The organism is Gordonia sp. SGD-V-85 (genome assembly GCF_001456905.1).
Taxonomy (GTDB): domain Bacteria; phylum Actinomycetota; class Actinomycetes; order Mycobacteriales; family Mycobacteriaceae; genus Gordonia; species Gordonia hongkongensis.
The window spans coordinates 10,967-35,861 of sequence record NZ_LNQO01000032.1 but is presented as its reverse complement, the minus strand read 5'-3'; the positions used below and the strand labels follow the sequence as shown (position 1 = coordinate 35,861).

The following is a 24,895-nucleotide window of genomic DNA, read 5'->3' as shown; positions in this document are numbered from 1 at the left end:
CGGCGTTGACGACTTTCGCCGACGCCGCACTCGCCCGGCTCGACGGTGACGAACGTGTCATCGTCGAGACCGCGGCGGGTTTCGCGGCCAAGAAACTGGCGCCGTTCGCGCTCGAATGGGATGCCACGAACCACTTCCCGGTCGACGAGTTGCGTGAGGCCTCGGAACTCGGGATGGGTGCCATCTACTGTGCCGAGGATTCCGGCGGCAGCGGTCTGCGACGCCTCGACGGGGTGCGCATCTTCGAGCAACTGGCGTACGCCGATCCGGCCGTCGCGTCGTTCCTGTCCATCCACAACATGTGCACGTGGATGGTCGACGAGTACGGCACCGACGAACAACGTTCGACGTGGGTGCCGCGCCTGGCGACGATGGAGACGGTGGCGAGCTACTGCCTGACCGAGCCGGGTGCCGGCTCCGACGCGGCGGCGCTCGCCACGCGTGCCGAGCGGTCCGGCGACGAGTACGTGCTCACCGGGGTCAAACAGTTCATCTCCGGGGCCGGGTCGTCGGACCTCTACGTCATCATGGCGCGCACCGGTGACGCCGGCCCCAAGGGCATCTCCACGTTCTTGGTCGAGAAGGATTCGCCCGGACTGAGTTTCGGTGCGCAGGAGCACAAGATGGGCTGGCATGCGCAGCCCACCGCCCAGGTCATCCTCGACGAGGTGCGGGTGCCCGCGGGCAACCTCCTCGGCGGCACCGAGGGCATCGGGTTCGGCATCGCCATGAACGGTCTGAACGGCGGCCGCATCAACATCGCGGCGTCGTCGCTCGGTGGGGCGCAAGCCGCCTTCGACAAGGCGGCGGCCTATGTCGCGAGTCGCCGCGCGTTCGGCAACGCGCTCATCGACGAGCCGACCATCCGGTTCACCCTCGCCGACATGGCCACCTCGCTGCAGGCGTCCCGGCTCATGTTGTGGCAGGCGGCGACGGCGCTCGACGACGGCGCGCCCGACAAGGTCGAACAGTGCGCGATGGCGAAGCGTTTCGTCACCGACACCTGCTACGAGGTCGCCGACCAGGCGCTACAGCTGCACGGCGGATACGGGTATCTCACCGAGTACGGAATCGAGAAAATCGTCCGCGACCTCCGTGTGCACCGCATCCTGGAGGGGACCAACGAGATCATGCGGGTCGTGCTCGGCCGTTCGATCGCGACCCGCTACCGGGACAGCTGAATTCGCTCACAACCACTTTCGTAGGAAGCAGAGACAATGACGACGATCGCCTTCCTCGGCCTCGGCAACATGGGTGGCCCGATGGCCGCCAATCTGGTGAAAGCCGGTCACACCGTCCGCGGTTTCGATCCGGTACCCGAGGCGGTGAAGACCGCGCAGGAGAACGGCATCGAGACCTTCCCAGCCGCCATCGAGGCCGTGTCCGCCGCCGAGGTCGTGGTGACGATGCTGCCCAACGGCGGCATCGTGAAGAAGCTGTATGACGAGATCCTGCCGGCAACTCCGACCGGAGCCCTGTTCATCGACTCGTCGACGATCTCGGTCGACGACGCGCGGGACATCCACCAGCGCGCCACCGAGCACGGCTTCGCACAGGTCGACGCCCCGGTCTCGGGTGGGGTGAAGGGTGCCGTCGCCGGCACCCTGGCGTTCATGGTCGGCGGCGAGGACGAGGCCTTCGCCGCAGCGCGTACCACCCTGGATCCGATGGCGGGCAAGATCATCCACTGCGGTGCCGCGGGTGCCGGCCAGGCCGCCAAGGTGTGCAACAACATGGTGCTCGCCGTCCAGCAGATCGCGGTGGGGGAGGCCTTCGTGCTCGCCCAGAAGCTGGGCCTCGACGACCAGGCGCTCTACGACGTGATCACCGGCGCCACCGGCAACTGCTGGGCCGTCGAGACCAACTGCCCCGTCCCCGGGCCGGTCCCCACCTCGCCGGCGAACAACGACTTCAAGCCGGGCTTCGCGACCGCCCTGATGAACAAGGACCTCGGTCTCGCGATGGACGCCGTCGCCAGCACCGGCGCCCGTGCGCCGCTGGGTACCCACGCCGCACAGCTCTACCGCGGCTTCGCCGAACAGCACGCGGACCTCGACTTCAGCGCGATCATCACGTCGCTTCACTAGATCGTTCGCCGACCTCACGAGATCCGTATGACGTTGTGCCCGGTTTCCGGGCACAACGTCATACGCGTTTCAGGCGGCCGCTCGTCGGAGCACGGCCCTGACGTCCGCGGCGACCTGGGCGGGCCGGTCGACGAGGTCGGTCCACGTGAAGTTGAGGACAGTCCATTCGTTGGCGGTGAGCAGGTTGCGCTTGGTGCGGTCGCGCTGGAAGGCCGCGGCGTCGCGGTGGAAGGAGAAGCCGTCGATTTCGACTGCGACCTTCCTGTCGGGAAAGGCGAAATCGATGACGTAGCCGTAGGCGGGCATGTTCGGCATCCAGCCGGAGATCCCAGCGGCAGTCAGCAGTTCGGTGGTGAGTCGTTCGGCTTCCGATCGTGCTCCGTCGCCGAGGAGTTTCAGATAGGCAGCGACGCGCGGTGCTCCGTGCCGGTTGGGGTAGCGGTCGTTGGCGGCGCGGAGAGCGTCGAGGGTGACGCGGGTGCTGAGTAGTGCTGAATCGAGGATGCTGATCCCGAGGTCGAGGGAGGCGTCGAGGACGGTCAGCGCGGCGCTCGTTGTTCGGAGACCTTGATGCTCGGTGATGTCGTCGTCGTGTAGTCGCCGGAACCTGACCACCGCGGTCGCGGACGAGCGTCGGGCGCTGCCGCGGGTCGGGGTGTAGACGAGGTGTTTTCGGGGTTCGGTGTCGTGCAGTCCGAGCCACCAGGCGGCCGCTGGTCCGCCGAGTACCGCCATGTTGTGCACCGACAGGACCGCGATGCGGGCCTGAGCCCGGGCTGTGCGGTGGTGCCCGGCGACGAGGTACACCCCGCGTGCTACCGCTTTCCACTCGCCGGCAGCGACTTTGCGTTGGATCGTCGACGAGCTCGCACCGCAATCACGCGCTTCGCGGGTGGAGAACACGCCGTCTCGGCGGGCGGTCAGTTCGGCGAGGTCCATGGGGTTTCGACGCAGACGATCACCGCGCGGTTCCAACGCCGAGCAGCTGAGCGAATCCGTATGACGTCGAACCCGGATTCCGGGCACGACGTCATACGGATTCCGCGCGCCGTTTCAGAAGTCCCCGTTGTGCTTGCGAAGCGACTGGATGGCGCCGACGAGGCCGGTCATCTCGTCGTCGGACATGCCGACGTTGCCGAACACCTCGCGGTTGAGGGTCTCCGTGGCGTCGCCCACCGTCTTGCGGCCGAGGTCGGTGATCTCGACGAGCGTGGTACGTCCATCGGTGGGGTGCGGGACGCGGCGGACGAGCCCGCCCTCCTCGAGGCGACGGATCGCGTGGGTCACGCTGGTCACGTGGACCTGGAGCCGGTCACTGGCCTTGGTGATCGGCAAGGACCCCTGACGCGAGAACGCCAGCAGTCGGAGCAGTTCGAAGCGGGAGAAGCTGAGATCGAACGGACGCAGGGCGGCCTCGACACGGGCGAGCAGGATCTGATGGGCGCGCATCACCGACGTCACCGCGACCATGCCGTCGGCCACCTCGCCCCACCCCGCCTGGGTCCAGTTCTCCCGTGCTTCGGCGATGGGGTCGAAATCCATGCTGCGCCCTGCCATACCGACACCCTAGTGGTCCTCCGGCCCCGCCGCGGTCAGGCGCGAGCAGGACGCCATCCGTCGATGACCGCCGTCGCCGCAGCCACCGGGTCGGCACCGTCCGGGTAGTTGCCCGACAGCAGGAGCATGGCCATGCCGTGCACCTGGGCCCACAACGAGGCGACGACGGTGTCGGTGTCGGCGTCGCGGAAGACGCCCGCGGTGATCGCGGCCTGTACTCCCTCGCGCAGCGGGGTGATCGCCCGCGTCGCAGCGGCGCGGGTCTCCTCGGTGCGTGCGACACCCACCAGCGCATCCCCGAACATCAGCTCGTAGAGCCGGGGATTCTCCAGCGCCCACCCGACGTATGCGACACCGAGTTCGGCGAGCGCGGTCGGGTCGGTTGCTGCCGCCGCGGCGGAGCGCTGTGCGTCCGCGAACGCGTCGAAGGCGCGCACCAGGATCGCGCGCGCGAGGCCTTCCTTGTTGCCGAACAGCGAGTAGACCGCGGTGGTGGAGGTGTCGGCGGCACGGGCGGCCTCCCGGACCGACAACGCGCCGATGCCGTCGGCGGCCACCATGCGAACCGCCTCGTCGAGCAGCAGGGTACGCACATCGTCGGTGTGGGATCGGGGTCTTGCCACGACGCCCATCGTTTCATAACATCGTTTCGTAACAACGTTACGAAATGTCCTGGAGGTCTCATGTCCGCTCGCCGAGCCGCCCGCACGACCAACGACACCCCGCCGCCGGGCACGACGCTGTTCTTGATCGGGGTGCGGGTGACGCGACCCTGGCGGGTACGCGCCTGGTTGCCGGTGCTGACGTCGATGTCCCGGATGCTGATCCACCTCCGTCGCCGACCGGATGCGGGCATGCTCGACGCGCGCCTCTATCTGGGCGGTTCGCCGATGGTGTTGTCGTACTGGCGCAGCGCCGACGATCTCCGACGGTTCGCCTCCGACCCCGACGCCCCGCATCTGTCCATGTGGCGGTGGTTCAATCGCGAGCTCGCCGACACCGACTCGGTCGGGATCTGGCACGAGACCTACGTCATCGGCGAACACGAGACCATCTCGAGCGGGATGCCCCCGCAGGGCCTGGCCCGGGCGGTCGGGTGGCACCCCGTGGGGCCGGGGACCGCAACCGCCTCGGCTCGGTTGACGCGCAACCGGCCGGCCCCGCAACGTGGCTGACCCAGGGCAGCTGCGTTCGCTTTTTGTCGTTCATCAGTCGTGTCGTCTCAGCGAATGACGTCGACGATCATCTGGTTCCGAGTCGTCGACATCGGCATCGCATTCCCGATGAGTCCGGTCCGGTGCCAAACGCTGAACATGGTTAAACGGTTCGTTAGCAATGACACCTAAATATGATCCGTCCATTCTGGGCGATTTGCGTGAGAAGGGCGTGATGGACCGATTGATCGGTCGCCCGAAAGAACAACTGCTCCTTGTGGTTTGACAGACTCCGTGTGAGTAATGAATCCACATTCGCTTGTCGAATGAGTTGATCTGAAAATCAGAGACACGGGCGAAAATCCACGCCTTTCGGAAAACTCATCCGAATGGACCATCGAATTCTTTGTGACCGTTCTGAGACGTTTTATAGCTAGTCATTACTTCGACTTTACTGACGTTTTGCCTTTGCCGAAAAGGGATGTCGGCGAATGTTAATCGGGAGTATGGTCCGATTTGTCGACGGGGCGACAGCTCTCCAGGGGGGCTTATCTGGCTTGATCTCGCGCGGGTTGTGAATTGTCCATCCCGTGGTCTGCGGGGGGCGCCCGGGTGGTCCTGATACCCGGACGAGTGCGATCGATACGAACGCATGGAGGCCACGTGACCATCTCAGACAAGGATCTCGTCACCCCGTCCGCGCACTCCTCGTCGACCCGGATGCCGGCCGATGACCATCCCACGGAGACGACCGGGGCCGCCACGTCGGCGAGACCGGATCCCGGTGTGGACTCACTTCCGTTGTCCGCCGCGCAGCGCGGCATCTGGTTCGCCCAGCATGTGGCCGGTGACCTGCCGGTCTCGGTGGCACAGTACGTCGACATCGACGGCGAACTGGACACCGAGTTGCTGACGGAGGTCTGCCTAATCACCGGGCGGGAGTTCGGCTCGGGGCACCTGCGCCTGGTCGTCGTCGATGGCGAACCGCGGCAATACGTCGCCTCCCAGAGCGCTCCGGTGAGCACCGTGGATCTGCGCGGCGAGGCCGATCCGACCGCGACAGCGCACCGGCTGATGCTGCTCGACTACACGAGACCGCTCGACCTGCTCACCGACGACCTGATGACGAGCATCGTCTACCGCGTCGGGGACGCGCACTACATGTGGTACCTGCGGGCGCACCACATCGCGCTCGACGGATTCGCCGCGGTGACGATGGTCCGGCGGATCACCGAGCTGTACAACGCGGCCGTTCGCGGCGATCCCGCGCCGCCGTCGAAGGCGAGCGACATCGCCGACATCATCGCCCAGGACGCGTCCTACCCCGGGTCGACTCGTCACGACAACGACCGCAGGTACTGGAGCGACCATCTCGACGGCGCCCCGCCGGTCGTCACCCTGGCCGGCCGGCACGGCAAGCCGACGCTGCACCCGATCCTCGTGAGCGCGCCGATTCCCGCGGAGACGGCCGTGCTGCTCGATGCGGCCGCGCAGGAGGGAGGTGGCGTGACCCCGGTGGTCGTCGCGGCGTTCGCCGCGTACCTCGCGCGGATGACCGGCAGTGCCGAAGTCCTTCTCAGCCTTCCGGTCTCGGGTCGCCACTCCGCCGTGCTGCGCCGGTCGGGCGGCATGGTGGCCAACGTCGTGCCGCTCCGTGTGCCGGTCGCCGGCCGCACGCTCGGCGACGTGGTGACCTCCGTGCAGGGGGAGTTGCTGAGTGCTCTGCGGCGGCAGCGGTACCGGCAGGAGGACATCTTCGCCGACATGGGAATGGCCCGAGACGAGTCGGCGTCCTTCGGGCCGGCGGTGAACCTCATGATGGTCGACAGCGAGGTGGTGCTGGGTGAGGTCACCGGGCGGCTGCACGTATTGACCTCGGGTCCGACGTCCGATCTGTTCGTCAACATCTACCCGGGCGCGGGAAAGAGCAGCACGCACATCGACTTCCAGGGCAACCCGAACATCTACACCCCGGACGAACTCACCGGGCACCACCGTCGCTTCCTGATGTTCCTGCACGCCTTCCTCGGCGGGGCTTCCGACGATCGCGTGGGACAGATCTCGTTGCTCGACGAGCATGAGCGGGCGACATTGCTCCCAGTGCGGGGCGCGCGTTGCGCCCCGCCGCGGGTACTCGCCGACATTATCGCCGAAACCGTTGCACGGCACGGAGAGTCGACGGCAGTGTGCGCGTCCGGGCGTTCGATGACGTATCGCGAACTCGACGCCGCCTCGTCGCGACTCGCGCGGCGCCTGCTCGCCGCGGGCTGCGCGCCGGAGGAGTCGGTCGCGATCCTGCTGCGACGGTCCCTGGGCACCGTCGTGGCCGTCTGGGCGGTGGCGAAGACCGGTGCCGCGATCGTGCAGGTGGATCCGGAATACCCGCGAAAGCGCATCGAGCACATCTTCGCCGACAGCGGTGCCCGCGCGGCGATCACCGTCGACGAGTTCGCCGAGCGGGTGCCCCCGTCGGCGGTCCGGATCGACCTCGGCGACCTCTCGCCCGACGGGAACACCGACGCCTCGGGCGGCGGCCTCGACGACCCGCCGGCTCCGTCGCGCGCCCGGCTCGAGAACGTCGCGTACATGACCTACACGTCCGGTTCGACCGGCGTGCCGAAGGGCGTGCAGGTCACCCACTCCGGGCTGGCGAGTCTTATCACCGATCGCACCCGCGCCTATGGCCTCGCGCCGTCGTCCCGGGTGTCCTACGCGCTCTCCCCGAGCTTCGACGCGTCGATGGAACAGCTGCTGACCTGCTTCGCAACCGGATCCGCCCTGGTGATTGTGCCTCCGGAGGTGATCGGCGGCGAGCGGCTCACCCAGTTGCTCGCCGAGGAGGAGGTCACCCACCTGACCCTCACGCCCGCGATGCTGGCGACCATCGAGCCGGAATCGCTGACCCGGATGCAGACCGTCGTCGTCGGCGGCGACCGATGCGCACCGCACGTGGTCGAACGGTGGACCCGGTCGGCGACGATGATCAACGAGTACGGGCCGACCGAGTCGACGATCACGGCGGCGAGTGCGGTGGTCGAGCCCGATGCAGACGTCACCGTGGGCGGCCCCATCCGCGGTACGTCGGTGATGGTCCTCGACCACGCACTGCAACCGGTGCCGATGGGAACCGCAGGCGAGCTGTACCTCGCCGGCCCGGGGCTGGCTCGCGGCTACGCGCGCCTGCCCGGTCAGACCGCGGCACGTTTCGTGGCCCACCCGCACGGCGCGCCGGGCGAACGGATGTACCGGACCGGCGATCTCGCCCGCTGGGTCGGGGCGGGGACCGCGCCGTCACTGGAGCTGTTGGGCCGCACCGACTTCCAGCTGAAGATCCGTGGGTACCGGATCGAGCCCGGTGAGATCGACGCCGCTCTCACCGGGCACGCCCAGGTGGACCAGTCCGTCACCGTGCCCGCGCTCAACCTCGCCGGCGCGACCGTCCTGGCGTCGTACGTGGTGCCGGCGACGGGACAGCGGGTCGAACCGGCGGAGCTGGAGCGATTCGCACGCGAGTGCCTGCCGCCGCACCTGGTCCCGTCCGTCATTACGATCCTCGACACCCTGCCGCTGAATGCGTTCGGCAAGGTCGACCGACGAGCCCTGCCCGCGCCCGTGTTCGCATCCGCGCGATCGGGGCGGCCGCCGTCGACTCCCCGGGAATACCGACTGGCGCAACTCTTCTCCGAGGTACTCGGGGTGGTCGAGGTGGGTGCCGACGACAGCTTCTTCGTCCTCGGCGGCGACAGCATCCTGTCCATCCAGCTCGTGGCGCGGGCGAAGGCGAGCGGGCTCGCGTTCACGACCCAGGATGTGTTCGAGCACAAGACCGTCGCCGCGCTGGCCGCGATGGCTTCCGACGTCTCCGACGACGACGGACTGCGCGAGTTGCCCGGCGGAGCCGTCGGCTCCATCCCGTTGTCACCGATCATGCACGCCATGCTCGAACGCGGTCCCGTCGACCGCTTCGGACAGGCCGCGCTGGTCGAACTCCCGGATGCCGCCGGGCGCGACGAACTGGTGCGCACACTGCGCGCGGTGCTCGACCGGCACGACATCCTCCGGGCCACGCTGGTCGACGATCTCGCCGACCAACCACACCTGGTGGTCCGCCCACCCGGTACGGTCGACGCCGACGAGGCGCTCGAGCACGTGTGGCTCGACCGACGGGACGCCGACGAGATCGACCGCCACCTCCAGGCCGCGGCCGATCGACTCGACCCACGCGCCGGCGTCCTGGTGCGGTTCGTGTGGATGCAGCACCCCGACCGCACCGCGCCCGACCTGATGTGGCTGGTCATCCACCATCTGGCCGTCGACGGGGTCTCCTGGCGCATCCTCCTCGCCGACCTCCTCACCGCCTGGCACCAGATCCGCGGAGGCGCGGTGCCGGGCCTCGGCCTGCCGACGACGTCGGTCCGCCGTTGGGTCCACGGCCTCGTCGAGCAGGCACCCGTGCGCGCCGCGGCCGAACTGGACCGATGGACGGAGATCCTCGAGCCCGGCGACCGGTTGCTCGGACGCCGCGCGCTCGACCCGGATCGAGACATCGTCGCCACCGCCGGACGCATCCGGATGCGGATTCCGGCGGATGTGACCGAGGCGGCGCTCACCACCATCCCCGCGCGGTTCCACGGCGGTGCCAACGATTCGTTGCTGGCCGCGCTGGCCCTGGCGCTCGCGCACTGGCGACGTCGGCGCGGGCAGGCCGACGGCAGCGAGTTGATAGCCCTCGAAGGCCACGGTCGCGAGGAGGCCGCGGTACCCGGCGCGGACCTCACCTCGACGGTGGGCTGGTTCACCTCTCGCTTCCCGGTCCGGCTCGAATTGCACGGTGTCGACGTCGAGGACGCCCTCACCGGTGGTCCGTCGGCCGGACTGGCGATCAAGCAGATCAAGGAACAGCTGCGGGCGGCACCCGACCACGGGATCGGCTACGGCATGATCCGATATCTCGACCCGGCCGGCCGCGACGAACTGGGCGACCGGCCCGAACCCCAGATCAGCCTCAACTACCTGGGCCGGATGGGGACCGGCGAGCACACCGGTCCGTGGATGCCGGCGCGCGATTTCGACGCGTTGGTCGGGACCGGGCACCCGTGGATGGCGTTGCCCGCCGTCATCGACATCAATGCGATCGCCGAACCGGGTTCGGCCGGCGTCGAACTCGACGTCGGCTGGGAGTACGCCGCGCTGGTGCTCGACCGGGTCGACGTCGAGGAGCTGGCCGGCCTGTGGGTGCAGGCCCTGAAGGGTCTCGCCCAGCACGTCCGGTCCGGGACGGCCGGCGGCCACACGCCGTCGGACTTCCCGCTGGTCTCGACCACCCAGGCCGACATCGATCACTGGACCGCCGCCCATCCGTCGATGGTCGACGTGTGGCCGCTGACCGCGCTGCAGTCCGGACTGCTGTTCCACGCGACCTACGACGCCGCCGCCGTCGACGGGTACACGGTGCAGGCCGAACTGCGACTCGGCGGGCGGCTCGAACCGGACCGGATGCGTCGGGCGGCGCAGGCGCTGATCGCCCGGCACGACAGTCTCCGCGTTGCATTCGTCGAGACCGGCGCCGGGCCGCGGCAGATCCTGCTCGACGACGTGACCGTCGACTGGTCGGACTCCGACCTCACCGGGATCGCCGACGCCGACGACCGGGACCGTGCACTGCGTCGTCTCATCGCCGGGTCGGCGGCCCCCTTCGACCTGGCTCGGCCGCCGCTGGTCCGTTTCCACCTCATCCGGTTGACACGCGACACCGAGAACCCGGGTGGCGACGAGTTCCTGCTGTCGATCACCAACCACCACATCGTCCTCGACGGGTGGTCGATGCCCGTCGTCATCTCCGAACTGCTGCAGCTGTACCTGGCCGACGATGACGCCGACGGCGCTGCCGGACTTCCCGCACCCCGGACGTTCCGGGACTACCTGCAGTGGCTGCACACCCGCGACCACGACGCCACGGCACGTGCGTGGCAGGAGACCCTCGCCGGCATCGAGAGTCCGACGCGACTCACCGGCGCCGCGGAGCGCGACGCGACGGCCGAGGTCGACGAGACCGCGCTCGATCTCGACATCGCGACGACGGAGGCGATCGCGGGTCTCGGGCGCGCCCACGGGGTGACCGCGAACACCTCGATCCAGGTGGCGTGGGCGATGCTGCTCTCGATCATGACGGGCCGATCCGACGTGGTCTTCGGCAACACGGTGTCCGACCGTCCCGCCTCCATCCCGGGCATCGAGCAGATGATCGGGCTGTTCATCAACACCCTCCCGGTGCGGATCCGGCTCGACCCGGACGAGCGGGTGATCGACCTGCTCACGAGAGCGCAGTCCGAGCAGGCGGCGATGCTCGGCCACCGCGACATCGGCCTCGCCGAACTCCAGCGGGTGACCGGGGTGGCCGACATGTTCGACACCGCCACGGTGCTGGAGTCGTACCCGGTCGACCCGGACGAGATCAACCGCATGCTCGGCGACGCGGGACTGCGATGGAACGGCCTGGCCGCCCACGACGCGACCCCGTACCCGGTCAGCCTCCAGGTCACGCCGCCCCGGCCCGGACGGGCCGACCAACCGGCCGCCGATCGGCCCGGCACCTACGAACTGGTGGTGAAGTACGCCGTCGACCGCCTCGACCGGGAGTCCGCCGAGGTCCTGCTCGAGCGGTTCGTGCTGCTGCTGCGCCAGATCGCCGCCGAACCGGGCCGCAAGGTCGCCACGCTGGCATCCTGTTGGGACACCGAACGATCCGCCCTCTGTCCGATCGAGGGGCCGCCCGCCGTGTCGCCCCGCCTACTCCGGGACATCCTCGCCGACACCGCGCGACGACACCCCGAGGCACCGGCGGTGCGCGCCGACGGCGTCACGATGACATATCGCGAACTCGTGCGCCGCAGCAACCGGCTCGCCGACGAGCTCGCCGCCCGCGGCGCCGGACCGGAGACCTCGGTGGCCCTGGCGATCCCGCGGTCGGCCGCGCTCATCGTGGCGATCTGGGCGGTCGCCCGGACCGGAGCGGCCTTCGTCGCCGTCGACCCGGGCAATCCGGCCTACCGCATCGCCGAACTGCTCGCCGACGCGCGGTCCACGATCGGGGTGACCGTCGACGCCGTCGTCCCGAGCCTCCCGGACACCGTCGAGTGGCTGACCCTCACCGGACCCGGCTCGCTCCCGCTCGGTACCGACGACTCGACACCGCTCGGTACCGGGGACCCGCTCCCGCTCCGGCCGGACAACGCGGCCTATTTGATCTTCACGTCCGGCTCCACCGGCCGGCCGAAGGCCGTCCACGTCACCCATCGCGGCCTCGCCGACCTGGTAGTCGAGTACGCGGAATCCTTTGCGGTGAAACCGGATTCGACGGTCCTGCAGGTCGCGTCCCCCGGCTTCGACGCCTGCGTGTCGGAGGTGTTGGTCGCGCACAGCGCCGGCGCCTGCCTGGCCGTCGCGCCGCCGGAGATCTACGGCGGTTCCGACCTCGAGGACCTGCTGCGGACCGAGCGGGTGTCCCACGCCATCATCACGCCGACGGTGCTCAACACGATGGACCCGTCGCGTCTGCCGGAGCTGCGGATCGTCGCGGTGGTCGGCGAGGCGACGGGCGCGGACATCGTCACCCGGTGGTCGCCGGGTCGTCGGCTGATGAACCACTACGGACCCACGGAGACCACGATCTGGGCGACCGGCGCCGACGATCTCCGGCCCGGGGAGCCGGTGACGATCGGGGAACCGATCCGGGGAGTCTCGGCGTTCGTGCTCGACACCTGGTTGCGGCCGGTGCCGGTCGGAGTGGTCGGCGAACTCTACCTCGGTGGTCCCGGTCTGGCGCGTGGCTACTTCGACCGCGCCGGCGTCACCGCGACGAGGTTCGTGGCCGATCCCGTACGCTCCGCCGGCGAACGCCTCTACCGCACCGGCGATGCCGTGCGCTGGATTCGCACGGACGGCGCCCTGCGGCTGGATTATCTGGGGCGCAACGACCAGCAGGTGAAGGTCCACGGCCTGCGCATCGAGACCGGGGACATCGATGCCCATCTCGCGCGGATCGCCGGCGTCGCGCAGGCGGCGACCGTGCTCCAGCGCGGACCGGCGGGTCGTCCGGTCATCGTGTCCTACGTCGTGGGGACGCCGGACGAGCCGATGGACGTGCATGCGTTGCACGACGACCTCGCGAACACCCTGCCGCACTACATGGTTCCCGCAGCGATCGTCGAGCTGGAGTCGATGCCGGTCACCCGGTCGGGGAAGGTCGACACGAAGGCGCTGCGGCAGTGCGAGTTCCGTGCCGAGAGCGGGGGCGGCCGCCCGCCGGAGACACCGGCCGAGCGCATCATCGCCGCGCTGTTCGCCGAGGTGCTGGAACTCGACGACGTCACCGCCGACGACAACTTCTTCACCCTCGGGGGTGACAGCATCGTCTCGATGCAACTGGTCGCGGCGGCGAAGGCCGCCGGACTGTCCCTCACTCCGCGGGCGATCTTCGAGGCGAAGACCGTCGCCGCGCTCGCCGCCATCGCCACCACCGCCTCCGCGACCGGCGACCCTGCCACCGGTTCGGCCGTCGAACAGGCTGTCACCGAGCAGGATTCGCCACTCGTCGATCTTCCCGATGCCGATCTCGACCGGCTGCGCAACGACTACCCCAGGCTGTCGGACGTCTGGCCGTTGTCGCCGACGCAGTCGGGTATCCACTTCCACTCGACCCTCGATCCCGATGCGGTGGACACCTACACCGTGCAGTCGACGATCGCCCTCTCCGGTCCGGTCGACGCCGGTCTGCTGCGCCGCGCCGCGCAGGCGCTCGTGGACCGCCACGACGTCTTGCGGACGGCCTTCGTCGAGACGTCGCGTGGCCCGCGGCAGGTCGTCGTCGACGGCGTCGAGGTGCGCTTCCGGACAGTCGATCTCACCGTTGCCGCGGACCGCGGGGCCGCCCGGCGGGTCGCCGCCGACGACGCCGCCGCCGGTTTCGATCTGACCGAACCCTCGCTGATCCGATTCACCCTCGTGCGGCTCGACAGCGACCACTTCGCCCTGCACGTCACCAACCATCACGTGATCCTCGACGGCTGGTCGATGCCCCTGCTGCTCGGCGAACTGCTCCACTATTACGGCGACCCGGGGCAGATCGGCGCATGCCGGCCGGCAGCCTCATACCGGGACTACCTCGCGTGGCTCGGCGAACAGGATCAGGACGCCTCGACGGCCGCATGGGCGCAGGCCTACGCCGACGTCGACGGACCCACCCGCGTGACCCGACTCGGCGCCGCGACCACCGTGTTCGACGCCGGTGAGGTCATCGCCGAGCTGCCCGGGCAGGAGTATGCGCGTCTGCGGTCGGCCGCCGCGGAGTCCGCGGTGACGGTAGGGACCGCGTTGTCCGCGGCGTGGGCCCTCGTCCTGCGAACCCTCACCGGCGACACCGATGTGGTCCTGGGCTCCGCGATCGCCGGACGGCCACCGGAGCTGCCCGGCGTCGACCGGGCGCTGGGGATGTTCCTCAGCACGGTACCGATCCGGGTCCGTCTCGAACCGTCGATGTCATTGCGCGAGTTGCTGGTTCATGTGCAGGACGCGAACGCGCTGGTCCTGGACCACCACTACGTCGGACTCCCGGCCATCCACCGCGCGGTGGGCCGGTCGGATCTGTTCGACACCGCACTGGCCTTCCAGTCGTTCCCGCTGCGCGAGGACGCACTGCAACACTTGGTCACCGCGGCGGGCTTGCACGTCGACAGCGTCACCGGGCTCGACGCCACGCCCTACCCGCTGAGCGTCGTCGTGGCGCCGAAGATCGACGGCGGCGAGGGGGAACCGGGACTCGGCATCACCGTGCGGTTCCATCGGGACGAGTTCGACGAGAACCGCGCACGGGAGATCGTCGACCACTTCGTGGAATGTCTCGCCCGCATCGCCGATGAGCCGGGTTCGCGCCTCGGCGCACTCCGTCACATCGGGCACGAGGCAGGCGCCGGTCGGATCGACGCGAAGACGGAACCGGCCACCCTGCTCGACATCCTCACCGCCGCAGCCGGTCAGGCGCCCGATGCGATCGCGGTGACCTGCGGCGAGCGGTCGCTGACGTACCGGCAGCTGGACGCCGAGTCCGATCGCCTGGCGCGACAGATCTCGCGGCAGGCGCGGTCCGGCGTCGTGGCATGCGCACTGCCGCGGTCCGTCGAGGCGGCGATCGCGATCTGGGCGGCGGCCAAGGCGGGAGTGCCGTTCCTGCCGCTGGATCCGAACCTGCCCGCCGAACGCATCGAGTTCGTGCTGGCCGACGCCGGCGCCGGGTTGGGGATCACCGTCGGCGCGCGCCGGGCCGCACTGCCCGACAGCATCGATTGGCTCCTCGTCGACGAACTGCGGACGGACGGCCCCCAGTCGAACGAAGCCGGCGGCCCGATCCGGCTCGGGGACACCGCCTACGTGATCTACACGTCCGGTTCCACCGGCACGCCCAAGGGCGTCGTCGTCTCCCACCGCGGACTCGCGCCGGTGGTCGCGGCGCAGCGCGCGGTACTCGGCGTCGACCAGTCGTCGAATGTGTTGCAGGTGGCCTCACCGAGCTTCGACGCCTTCGTGTTCGAACTCCTGATGGCCCACGGCTCCGGGGGACGTCTCGTGGTGGCGCCACCCGATGTCTACGGCGGCCCCGAGCTCGCGAATCTGATTCGGCGCGAGAAGGTCTCGCATGCCGTCCTGACCCCGTCGGCACTGGCCACCGTCCCGGCCGACGGTCTCGACACGCTGCGCGTACTGGCGACCGCGGGTGAGCCGGTCGGGCCCGAGTTGGTCTCACGGTGGGCCGACGGCCGGAACATGATCAACCTGTACGGGCCGACCGAATCGACCATCTGGGCCACCGCCGGCACGCCGCTGCGGGCGGGTCATCCGATCACGATCGGGACGGCGGTGGGACCGGTCGGCACGATGGTGCTCGACACGTGGATGCGTCCGGTTCCGCAGGGCGTCGTCGGCGAGTTGTACCTCGTCGGCCCCGGCCTGGCCGACGGTTATGTCGGCCGGCCCGCGACGACGGCGGCGCGGTTCGTGGCCTGCCCCGCCGACGCGCCCGGAACCCGGATGTACCGGACGGGCGACCTCGTCCGGGTCTCCCGGTCCGGTGCACTGGAGTATGTGGGACGCAACGACTTCCAGGTGAAGGTGCGCGGCACCCGGGTAGAGGTGGGCGAGATCGACGCGCGCCTCGGATCGCGCGCCGACGTCGCCTACGCCGTGACCGTCCCGCGTGGCGGGAACGGAACGCCGCACTGTCTGGTCTCCTACGTGACCGCCACCGCGGGGGCGTCGCTCTCCGGTGACGAACTACGTGCGTCGCTGGAGCGATCGCTGCCCGCGTACATGGTCCCGGCCGCGGTGGTCGTGCTGGACGAGATACCCCTCACGCCGACCGGCAAGCTGGATCGGAGTCGCCTGCCCGAACCGGTGATCGCCCCGCGTGGGTTCCGTGCACCGTCCGGCCCGGCCGAGTCCGCCGTGGCGCACGTCTTCCAGGACGTCCTCGGCGTGCCGCGCGTGGGCGCCGACGATGACTTCTTCGCCCTGGGTGGCGACTCGCTGACCGCCTCGGTGGTGACGGCGCGGCTGGGTGCGGAACTGGGAGTACGGGTTCCGCTGCGGTCGGTGTTCGACGCGCCCGGCGTCGCGGCACTGGCGGAGCTGGTCGGGTCGCTGGGCGACGACCGGCGCACCGCGTTGACGGCAGCCGTTCGCCCGGAGCGCATCCCGTTGTCGCTGGCGCAGCAGCGGATGTGGTTCCTCAATCGGATGGAGCCGGAGTCGCCGGCCTACAACATCCCGGTGGTCCTCGAACTCATGGGGCACCTGGACCTCGCGGCGCTCGGGCAGGCCCTCGACGACGTGGTCGGGCGGCACGAGGTGCTGCGGACGATCTACCCCGACACCGACGGCGAGCCGTGGCAACTCGTCCTCGACCACGCCCCGGTGCTCCTCGAGTCGATGCGGGCATCGGCCACCGAGGTCGAGGACGTCGTCGCCGTATTCGTACGCCGCGGCTTCGACGTGACCGCGTCGGTACCGATGCGTGTGGCCGTGGTCGCGATGGACCCGGACGGCGTGGACGATCCCGATGGCCCGGACAACCGCGACGCACACGACGACCGGGAGGGGACCGACGGGCGTTTCCTGCTCGTCCTCGTGGTCCATCACATCGCCGGTGACGGCCAGTCCATGGCGCCGCTCGCCCGCGATGTGATGACGTCGTACGCCGCCCGCATCGCCGGCGCGGAACCGACCTGGGAACCGCTCGCGGTCCACTACGCCGATTACGCGCTGTGGCAGCGAAACATGCTGGGGAGCGAAGGCGACCCGACCTCGTTGATGCACGCCCAACTGGATTTCTGGCGGTCGACCATGTCGGGTGCCCCGGACGTCCTCGATCTGCCCACCGACCGCCCGCGTCCGCCGGTGGCGACCCTGGCGGGCGGGCAGGTGCCGGTGGCGATCGACGCCCGCCTGCACGGGCAACTCCTGGCCCTCGCGCGGGCACATGGCGCGTCGTTGTTCATGGTCGTGCACGCCGCGCTCGCCGCAGTGCTCGGCCGGTTGAGCGGCGCCGACGACGTCGTGATCGGCACCCCGGTCGCCGGGCGCGGCGAACCGGGACTGGAACCGCTCGTCGGCATGTTCGTCAACACCCTCGCGCTCCGGACCGACCTCGACGCCGCGGAGTCGTTCGCCGGATTGCTCGACCGCGTGCGCGAGGTCGACCTGGACGCCTTCGAGCACTCCGACGTCCCGTTCGAGCGGATCGTCTCCGAACTCAACCCGGAACGGTCCACCGCGCATCATCCGCTGTTCCAGGTCGCGCTGGCCTTCCAGAACCTGTCCGACGTCCATCTCGACCTGCCGGACCTGCGCGTCTCCCGCGCGCAGGCCGACACCGGCATCTGCCAGTTCGACCTCCAGGTGGTCCTCGCCGAGTCCTACACCGAAGACGGCACGCCGCAGGGTCTTTCGGGAACCGTGATGTTCGCCCGCGACCTGTTCGATCCGGGGACGGTGGCCGGCATCGCCAGTCGGTTGCACCGTGTGCTCGACGCGATCGTCGACGACGCGACAACACCCGTCGGTGACATCGACTGGCTCGGTGAAACCGAGCGCGCCGAACTGGTGTCGGTGGTGGGACCGGGTGCGGTCGCGGAGCCCGTGCTGCTGCCGGAGATCTTCGCGGCGGCCGTCGTGGCCGACCCGGACGGTGCGGCGGTGATCTGCGGCGACGTCGAGCTGTCCTATGGTGAGCTCGATCGCCGATCGAATCGGCTGGCACGGTATCTCATCGAGAACGGGGCGGCACCGGAGCGGCCGGTGGCGGTGGCCGTGGAGCGGTCGGCGGAATCGTTGGTCGCGTGGTGGGCCGTCGTGAAATCGGGTGCCCCCTATGTCCCGGTGGACCCGCACTACCCGGCAGCGCGCATCGACCAGATGGTATCCGATTCGGCTGCGCCACTGGGGATCACGACTATTGGCTCGCGGCCGGCACTGTCCGGGGCGCTTGAGTGGATCGTGCTCGACGACCGCGCCACCGTCGCCGAGGTCGCCGAACTGTCGCCGTCGCCGATCCGACAGACCGATCGGGTGTGCCCGGTCCTGCCCGCGAACACCGCCTGGGTGGTCTTCACCTCCGGCTCCACCGGCGTGCCGAAGGGCGTCGCCGTCACGCATGCCGGCGTCGCCGACTACCTCGCCACGCTGCACATCGACCGTGAGCCCGGAACCAGCCCGCGGGTACTGCATTTCGCCTCTCCCTCGTTCGACGCGTCGCTGCTGGAGATCCTGCTCGCCGTGAGCGCCGCGGCCACCCTCGTCGTGGCGCCCACCGGGATGCGGGGTGGTCGCGAGCTGGCCGACTTCCTCCGCGATCACCGCGTCTCCCATGCGTTCGTCACCCCGGCCGCGCTGGCCTCGGTGGACCCGGACGGGCTCGATGACCTGCGGGTCGTGATGTCGGGCGGTGACGAGGTACCGACCGACCTGGTGAGCCGGTGGGTGGGTGCCGATCCGGCTACTGGCCGGGAATTCCGGGTGCTGTACGGCCCCACCGAGACCACCATCGTCGCCACCGCCACTACTCCGCTGCGGGTGGGAGAACGGTCGACAATCGGCACGGCGCTCGCCGGGATGCAGACGCTCGTGCTCGACACCCGTCTGCAGCCCGTGCCGGACGGGGTCGCGGGGGAGCTGTATCTGTCCGGACCCGCGCTCGCGCGCGGCTACCTGAACAGGTCCGGGGTATCCGCCGCCCGATTCGTCGCCCACCCCTTCGGCGATGCCGGAGAACGCGCGTACCGCACGGGGGACATCGTGCGCCGCAACCACTCGGGCGACCTGGAGTTCATCGGACGCAACGACTTCCAGGTGAAGGTCCACGGCTTCCGGGTCGAGCTCGGGGAGATCGACGCCGCGCTGGCAGAACTCGCTCGGGTGGCCTACGCCGTCACCGTCCCGCGGCACGACTCCGGCATCGGTATGCGCCTGGTGTCCTACGTGGTGCCCGCGCCGGGCGTCGCCCTCGTCGGTGAGAAACTGCGTGCCGAACTCGGCGAGGTGTTGCCGACGTACATGGTCCCGGCGGCGGTCGTGGTCCTCGACGAGATCCCCCTGACACCCAGTGGCAAGCTCGACCGGCGTGCCCTTCCGGCGCCGGTCGTCACCACCCGGAGTTTCCGTGCCCCGGCCACGCCGGTCGAGGAGATCGTCGCGGGGGTGTTCGCCGACATCCTGTCCGTCGATGCCGCGGTCGGTGCCGACGACGACTTCTTCGACCTCGGCGGCAACAGTCTCGCCGCAACGCGGGTGGTGGCGAGAATCGGTGCGGCGCTTGACACCACGATCCCGGTGTCGGTGATCTTCGAGGCGTCCACGGTGACGCGGCTGGCCGCCCGCGCCGAGTCGCACACGGACACCGGGCGTGTCGACCTGGTGGCACACGAACGCCCGGAGCGGATCCCGCTGTCCTATGCGCAGCAACGCATGTGGTTCCTCAACCGGATCGAACCCGAGTCGCCGGCGTACAGCATCCCGGTCGTGGTGCGGTTGTCCGGAAGTCTCGATGTCGACGCCCTCCACCGGGCGATCGGTGATGTCGTCGCGCGCCACGAGATCCTGCGCACCGTCTACCCCTTCGTCGAAGGCGAACCGGCTCAGGTGATCCTGCCCGCGGACTCCGTCCCGATGGAGGTCGTCCAGGTCGCGGAATCCGATGTCGATCAGGCGATCACGGAGCTGATCGCGGCACCGTTCGACCTCACCGCCGGGGCGTCGACCCGGATCGTGCTCTTCGAGCTCAGCGGCGACGAGTGGGTGCTCGCCGTGATCCTGCATCACATCGGCGGTGACGGCTCCTCGTTGGGGCCCCTCGCGCGGGACATCATGACGGCCTACGTCGCGCGTCTGCAGGGCGAGGCGCCCGGATGGGTGCCGTTGCCGGTGCAGTACGCCGACTACGCGATCTGGCAGCGGGCGGTCCTGGGCTCCGAATCGGACCCGAACTCGTTGCTGCGAGCGCAGATCGACTACTGGGCCGAGCAACTGGCCGACACACCGCCGCTGCTCGAACTGCCCACCGATCGGCCGCGCCCGGCCACCCAGTCCTACGCCGGGGAGTCCGTCGGCCTGACCGTCGACGCCGATCTGCACGCCGGGTTGCAACGGGTCGCCCGCGCCCACAACACGACCCTGTTCATGGTCTTCCATGCCGCGCTGGCCGCCCTGCTCGCGCGGCTCGCCGCGACCGACGACGTCGCCGTCGGGACCCCGTACGCCGGACGCGGGGAACGTGCCCTCGACGATCTGGTCGGGATGTTCGTCAACACGCTGGTCCTGCGCACCCGGGTGCGGAGCGGGATGTCGTTCGCCGAGTTGATCGATGACGTGCGCGCCACCGACCTCGCGGCGTTCGGTCACGCCGACGTCCCGTTCGAACGGCTCGTCTCCGAACTCAACCCGGTCCGCTCCGACGCCCACAACCCGCTGTTCCAGGTGATGCTGGCGTTCCAGAACATCTCGAGCACCGACATCGAACTGCCTGATCTGTCGGTGCGGGCCGTCGAACCGGACACCGGACTCGCCCTGTTCGATCTGCAGGTGACGGTCGCCGACTCCTACGACGCGCACGGGGCGCCGGCCGGCATCACCGGTGGTGTCACGTTCGCGTCCGACCTCTTCGACGCGTCGACCGTGGAGCGGTTCGTCGAACGGTTGGTGGCGATGCTCGAGGCGATGACGATCGACAACGACCGCCCTGTCCACGACGTGGACCTGCTCGACGACGCCGAACGGGCTGCCGCCCTCCAGGGTCCGAACGCGACGTCGCACGAGGTGGACTCCGCCGAGACCCTCGCCTCGATGTTCGCCGCGGCCGCGGTCGCGTACGCCGAGGACACCGCGGTGATCTGCGGGACGGTCTCGCAGACCTACGCCGAGTTCTCCGGTCGGGTGAACCGGCTGGCCCGCTGGATGATCGCACAGGGGGTGGGGCCGGACTCGCTGGTCGCGCTCCGTATGCGACGCTCGCTCGACCAGCTCACGGCGATGTACGCGGTGCACGCCGCCGGCGGTGGTTACGTGCCGATCGACCCGGACCATCCGGCCGAGCGGATCGACTACATGGTCGAGTGCGCCGAGCCGGTGCTGGTGCTGTCCGCGCTCGACTCCGTCGACCTCTCGGGGTTCGACGACTCGCCGCTGACCGACGATGACCGGATCACGCCGCTGAACCCGGACGCCCTCGCGTACGTGCTGTTCACCTCCGGCTCCACGGGTCGACCCAAAGGCGTTGCCGTGTCGCATCGTTCGGTGGTCAACCAGCTTCGCTGGATCAGCGCCGAGTACGGGCTGAGCCGATCGGACGTGGTGCTGCAGAAGACTCCCGCGACCTTCGACGTGTCGGTGTGGGAACTGTTCGCGACCCTGGCCGTCGGTGCCCGACTGGTGATCGCGCGACCGGACGGCCACACCGATCCGCGCTACCTGGCCGAGGTCATGTCCACCCATCGGGTGACCATCACCTCGTTCGTGCCGTCGATGCTGGCGGTGTTCGCCGACGCCCTGCCCGTCGGGTCGGCGACGTCGTTGCGGGCGCTGCTCGTCGCGGGTGAGGCCTTCGGGCCCGACGTGGTGGACGCCGCCCGCCGTGCGTTGCCGGAAGTCGAGTTGTACAACCTGTACGGGCCGACGGAGTTCACGGTGCACGCGACCTCCTCCGCGGTGGGGACGGCCGCCGACGGCGCGGTGCCGATGGGGGCGCCGGTGTGGAATGCCTGTGCGTACGTGCTGGACTCGCGGCTGCGTCCGGTGCCGGCGGGGGTGACCGGCGATCTCTACCTGTCCGGGACGCAGGTGGCGCGGGGTTATCACGGACGACCGGCTCTGACCGCCGATCGCTTCGTGGCCGATCCCTTCACGGCCGGCGCCCGGATGTACCGCACCGGTGATCTGGTGCGGCGTCGCCGAAGCGGTGCGCTCGAGTATCTGGGACGCAGCGACTTCCAGGTCAAGCTCCGCGGGCTGCGCATCGAACTCGGTGAGATCGAGGCGGTCTTCGCCGCGCACCCGGACATCGCCCGCGCGGCGGCCGCGGTCACCTCGACCGACACGGTCGACTATCTCACCGTCTACCTGGTGCCGGCGGGGGCCGACCGCGGCGTCGGCGTGAGGGACGTCGGGGAGAGGTCGGTGAACACCGCCGAGGTCACCGCGTTCGCGTCGGCGGCGCTCCCGGGATACATGATGCCGACGGCGGTGATGGTGATCGACTCGCTGCCGATCACCGCCTCGGGCAAGCTCGACCGGGCGAGGCTGCCGCAGCCGACACGTGACGCCTCGGCGTTCCGCGCACCGTCGTCGTGGCTGGAGACCGAGATCGCCCGGACCTTCGAGCACGTGCTCGGTGTCCCGCGGGTCGGTGCCGACGACGACTTCTACGCGCTCGGCGGCAATTCGCTGCGGTCGGTCCAGGTCGTCAACGACCTCGAGACCGAGTTGCACGTCGAGATCCCGGTCCGGTGGATGCTGTCCGATTCGAGCCCGGCCGACCTGGCCCGGCGGATCGAGGACGGGATGCGTAACGGGTTCGACGTTGCGAGCGGGCCGGGGGACGAGTCGCCGGGCGGGGTGGGCTTCGACGTCTTGCTCCCCATCCGGCCGGAAGGCGAACTGCCGCCGCTGTTCTGCGTCCACCCCGCCTCCGGACTGGCCTGGTGCTACCAGACGCTGAGCCGGCAGGTCCCGCCCGGCCGGCCGGTGTACGGCCTGCAGGCGCCACAGATCGGTGGCGAGGCACCCGGCCCCACCACGATCTCCGAAATCGCACGCCGGTACGCCGACGAGATCCGGACGGTACAGCCCGAGGGGCCGTATCACCTGCTGGGATGGTCGCTGGGCGGGGTGATCGCGCACGCGGTCGCCGCCGAGATGCGGGCGGCCGGTTCCGAGGTCGCGCTGCTCGCCATGCTCGACACCGAGGCCGACGGTGTCGACTCGTCGGCGATCACCACCGTCACCGCCGGCGAGCTGATCAGCAACCTCGGCCCGGTCCTCGGCATCGACTACGTCAGTGCGGACGCGACCGCCGAACAAGCCGCCGAGCAGATCGCCGAGCGCCTCGGCGCCGGGTTCGGCATCGACGCCGCGACGATCGAGCGGCTGACCGACGCCTACAACCTGTTGATCCGGGCCACCGGTGACTGGCACCCGCCGGTCGTCGACACCGACGTGCTCTACTTCACCGCAGTGCGCGATCGGCGACCGGATGCGTTGGGCGCCAACGGATGGGGTCGGTACGTCCGGGGGAGCATCACGAATGTCGACATCGACACCCACCACCTCGGGATGACCGAGGACGAGGCGATCAGACAGATCGCGACCGTCCTCGACGATCATCTGACGCGCGAAAGTGCCTCGCGGAAAGCCGCTTCGGGGTTAGCGTTTTCTCACGATGATCGGTTCACCAACAAGAGATGAGGTCGTCCATGGACAAGAACGGCAAATCCGGCGCACACCGTTGCCCACGTCCGCGCGGTCGCCGCCCGGCGGGCGCCTTGCTCGGCTGCGCAATGGCCGCGTCGCTCACGGTGACGGCCCCGGCCGTGGCCCAGGCGGCCTCACCCGGGGTGGCCCTGCCCGTCCCGATGGTTCCGTCTTCATCGACGTCGGGAGCACAAACGCTGCCCGGCAACGCTTTCCGCATCGCGCAGATCGACGCCGCACTGGTCTCGGATGCGGCGCCGGTGGTGGTCGGGTCATGGCCGGACGTGACGTCGGTCGTCCCGACACCGGGGCCGCGGCACCTACGGCCACTCGGTTCGGTGGCGGTGCCGGTCGCCGATGCCGGGGACCGGGTTCGGGTCGGCAACCTGGACCTGACCCGTCCGCGAGCGGTGTCGCCGCAACTGGCCGCGCAGATCTCGGCGGGAGCCGGCGAGATCGTCCGAGGAATCTCGGATGTGTTGCAGAGCAACGGCGTACCGGTCGCGCGCGCCGACCGGGTGGCCGAGCAGATGGTCGGTGACGCCGCGGTCGGTGGCGTCATCGGAGCCGGGGTGGCAGCACCCCTCGCCCTCGCGGTCGGCGGTGTCGTCGGCGGCGGACTGGGTCTGCTCTTCGGTATCCCGTTCCTGCCCACCGGACTCGTCGTCGGTCCCGTGGTCGGGACGGCTCTGGTCGCCACCCTCGTCGCGCTGCCCGCGGTCGCGGCCGGTGTCGCGATCGGCGCCGCGCACGGCTACGACAAGGGTTGGAAGGTGCCGGTCGACAAGCCGCGACACCTGCGCGCGGACGCCACCGAGGTGTCGGCCGAGCGGGTCGTCGTCCCGCATCAGCCGCGGCACGCCGCCCCGGAGCCGGTCGTACCGCAGGTCACCGGGCCGGTCGGCCGGCAGCTCGCCCCGACCCCCGCGGTGAAGCAGGTCGAACCCATGCGGGGTGTCGGGAGTGGTCCGGCGGACTGCTCGATCGTGCGCAAGATGGAGGTGGCGCTGCAGGGCGGCGTGATCGGAACCTGCTAGCCGCCACGCTCGCGGGGATCCCGTAGCGACGTCGGCCATCGGCGCTCTGTTG

The 24,895-nt window shown here is 69.8% G+C and carries 8 protein-coding genes; 5 read left to right on the top strand and 3 right to left on the bottom strand.

Going from position 1 to position 24,895, the window contains the following annotated elements; translation table 11 throughout:
- Nucleotides 1-5 precede the first annotated feature (5 nt).
- Both AS181_RS23330 and mmsB read left to right on the top strand, forming a co-directional pair.
- The gene (locus AS181_RS23330; protein ID WP_058253829.1) at nt 6-1,181 is read left to right on the top strand and encodes an acyl-CoA dehydrogenase family protein; all 1,176 of its coding nucleotides are present in this window, start codon (nt 6-8) and stop codon (nt 1,179-1,181) included.
- Between the two features lie 36 nt (nt 1,182-1,217).
- On the top strand, nt 1,218-2,087 hold the full coding sequence (mmsB, locus tag AS181_RS23325) for a 3-hydroxyisobutyrate dehydrogenase (RefSeq protein WP_058253828.1): 870 nt from the start codon (nt 1,218-1,220) through the stop codon (nt 2,085-2,087).
- A 69-nt stretch (nt 2,088-2,156) separates the two neighbouring features.
- Here the strand turns inward: mmsB and AS181_RS23320 are convergent, their stop codons facing one another.
- The 3 genes from AS181_RS23320 to AS181_RS23310 form a co-directional block, all read right to left on the bottom strand.
- Complete coding sequence (locus AS181_RS23320) at nt 2,157-3,026, bottom strand: type IV toxin-antitoxin system AbiEi family antitoxin domain-containing protein (protein ID WP_058253827.1); 870 nt, start codon at nt 3,024-3,026, stop codon at nt 2,157-2,159.
- Between the two features lie 114 nt (nt 3,027-3,140).
- Nucleotides 3,141-3,644 (bottom strand): MarR family winged helix-turn-helix transcriptional regulator, encoded by a 504-nt coding sequence (locus tag AS181_RS23315; RefSeq protein WP_058253826.1) that lies wholly within the window; start codon nt 3,642-3,644, stop codon nt 3,141-3,143.
- A 35-nt stretch (nt 3,645-3,679) separates the two neighbouring features.
- On the bottom strand, nt 3,680-4,276 hold the full coding sequence (locus AS181_RS23310) for a TetR/AcrR family transcriptional regulator (RefSeq protein WP_058253825.1): 597 nt from the start codon (nt 4,274-4,276) through the stop codon (nt 3,680-3,682).
- A gap of 51 nt (nt 4,277-4,327) precedes the next feature.
- Here AS181_RS23310 and AS181_RS23305 point away from each other — a divergent pair, with 51 nt between their 5' ends.
- The 3 genes from AS181_RS23305 to AS181_RS23295 all read left to right on the top strand — a co-directional run bounded on the left by AS181_RS23305 (nt 4,328) and on the right by AS181_RS23295 (nt 24,843).
- Complete coding sequence (locus AS181_RS23305) at nt 4,328-4,819, top strand: DUF4188 domain-containing protein (RefSeq protein WP_058253824.1); 492 nt, start codon at nt 4,328-4,330, stop codon at nt 4,817-4,819.
- A 642-nt stretch (nt 4,820-5,461) separates the two neighbouring features.
- On the top strand, nt 5,462-23,800 hold the full coding sequence (locus AS181_RS23300; protein WP_058253823.1) for an amino acid adenylation domain-containing protein: 18,339 nt from the start codon (nt 5,462-5,464) through the stop codon (nt 23,798-23,800).
- Complete coding sequence (locus AS181_RS23295; RefSeq protein WP_231742681.1) at nt 23,797-24,843, top strand: hypothetical protein; 1,047 nt, start codon at nt 23,797-23,799, stop codon at nt 24,841-24,843. Before AS181_RS23300 ends, AS181_RS23295 begins: the two co-directional genes overlap by 4 nt.
- The last annotated feature ends 52 nt before the right edge of the window (nt 24,844-24,895 follow it).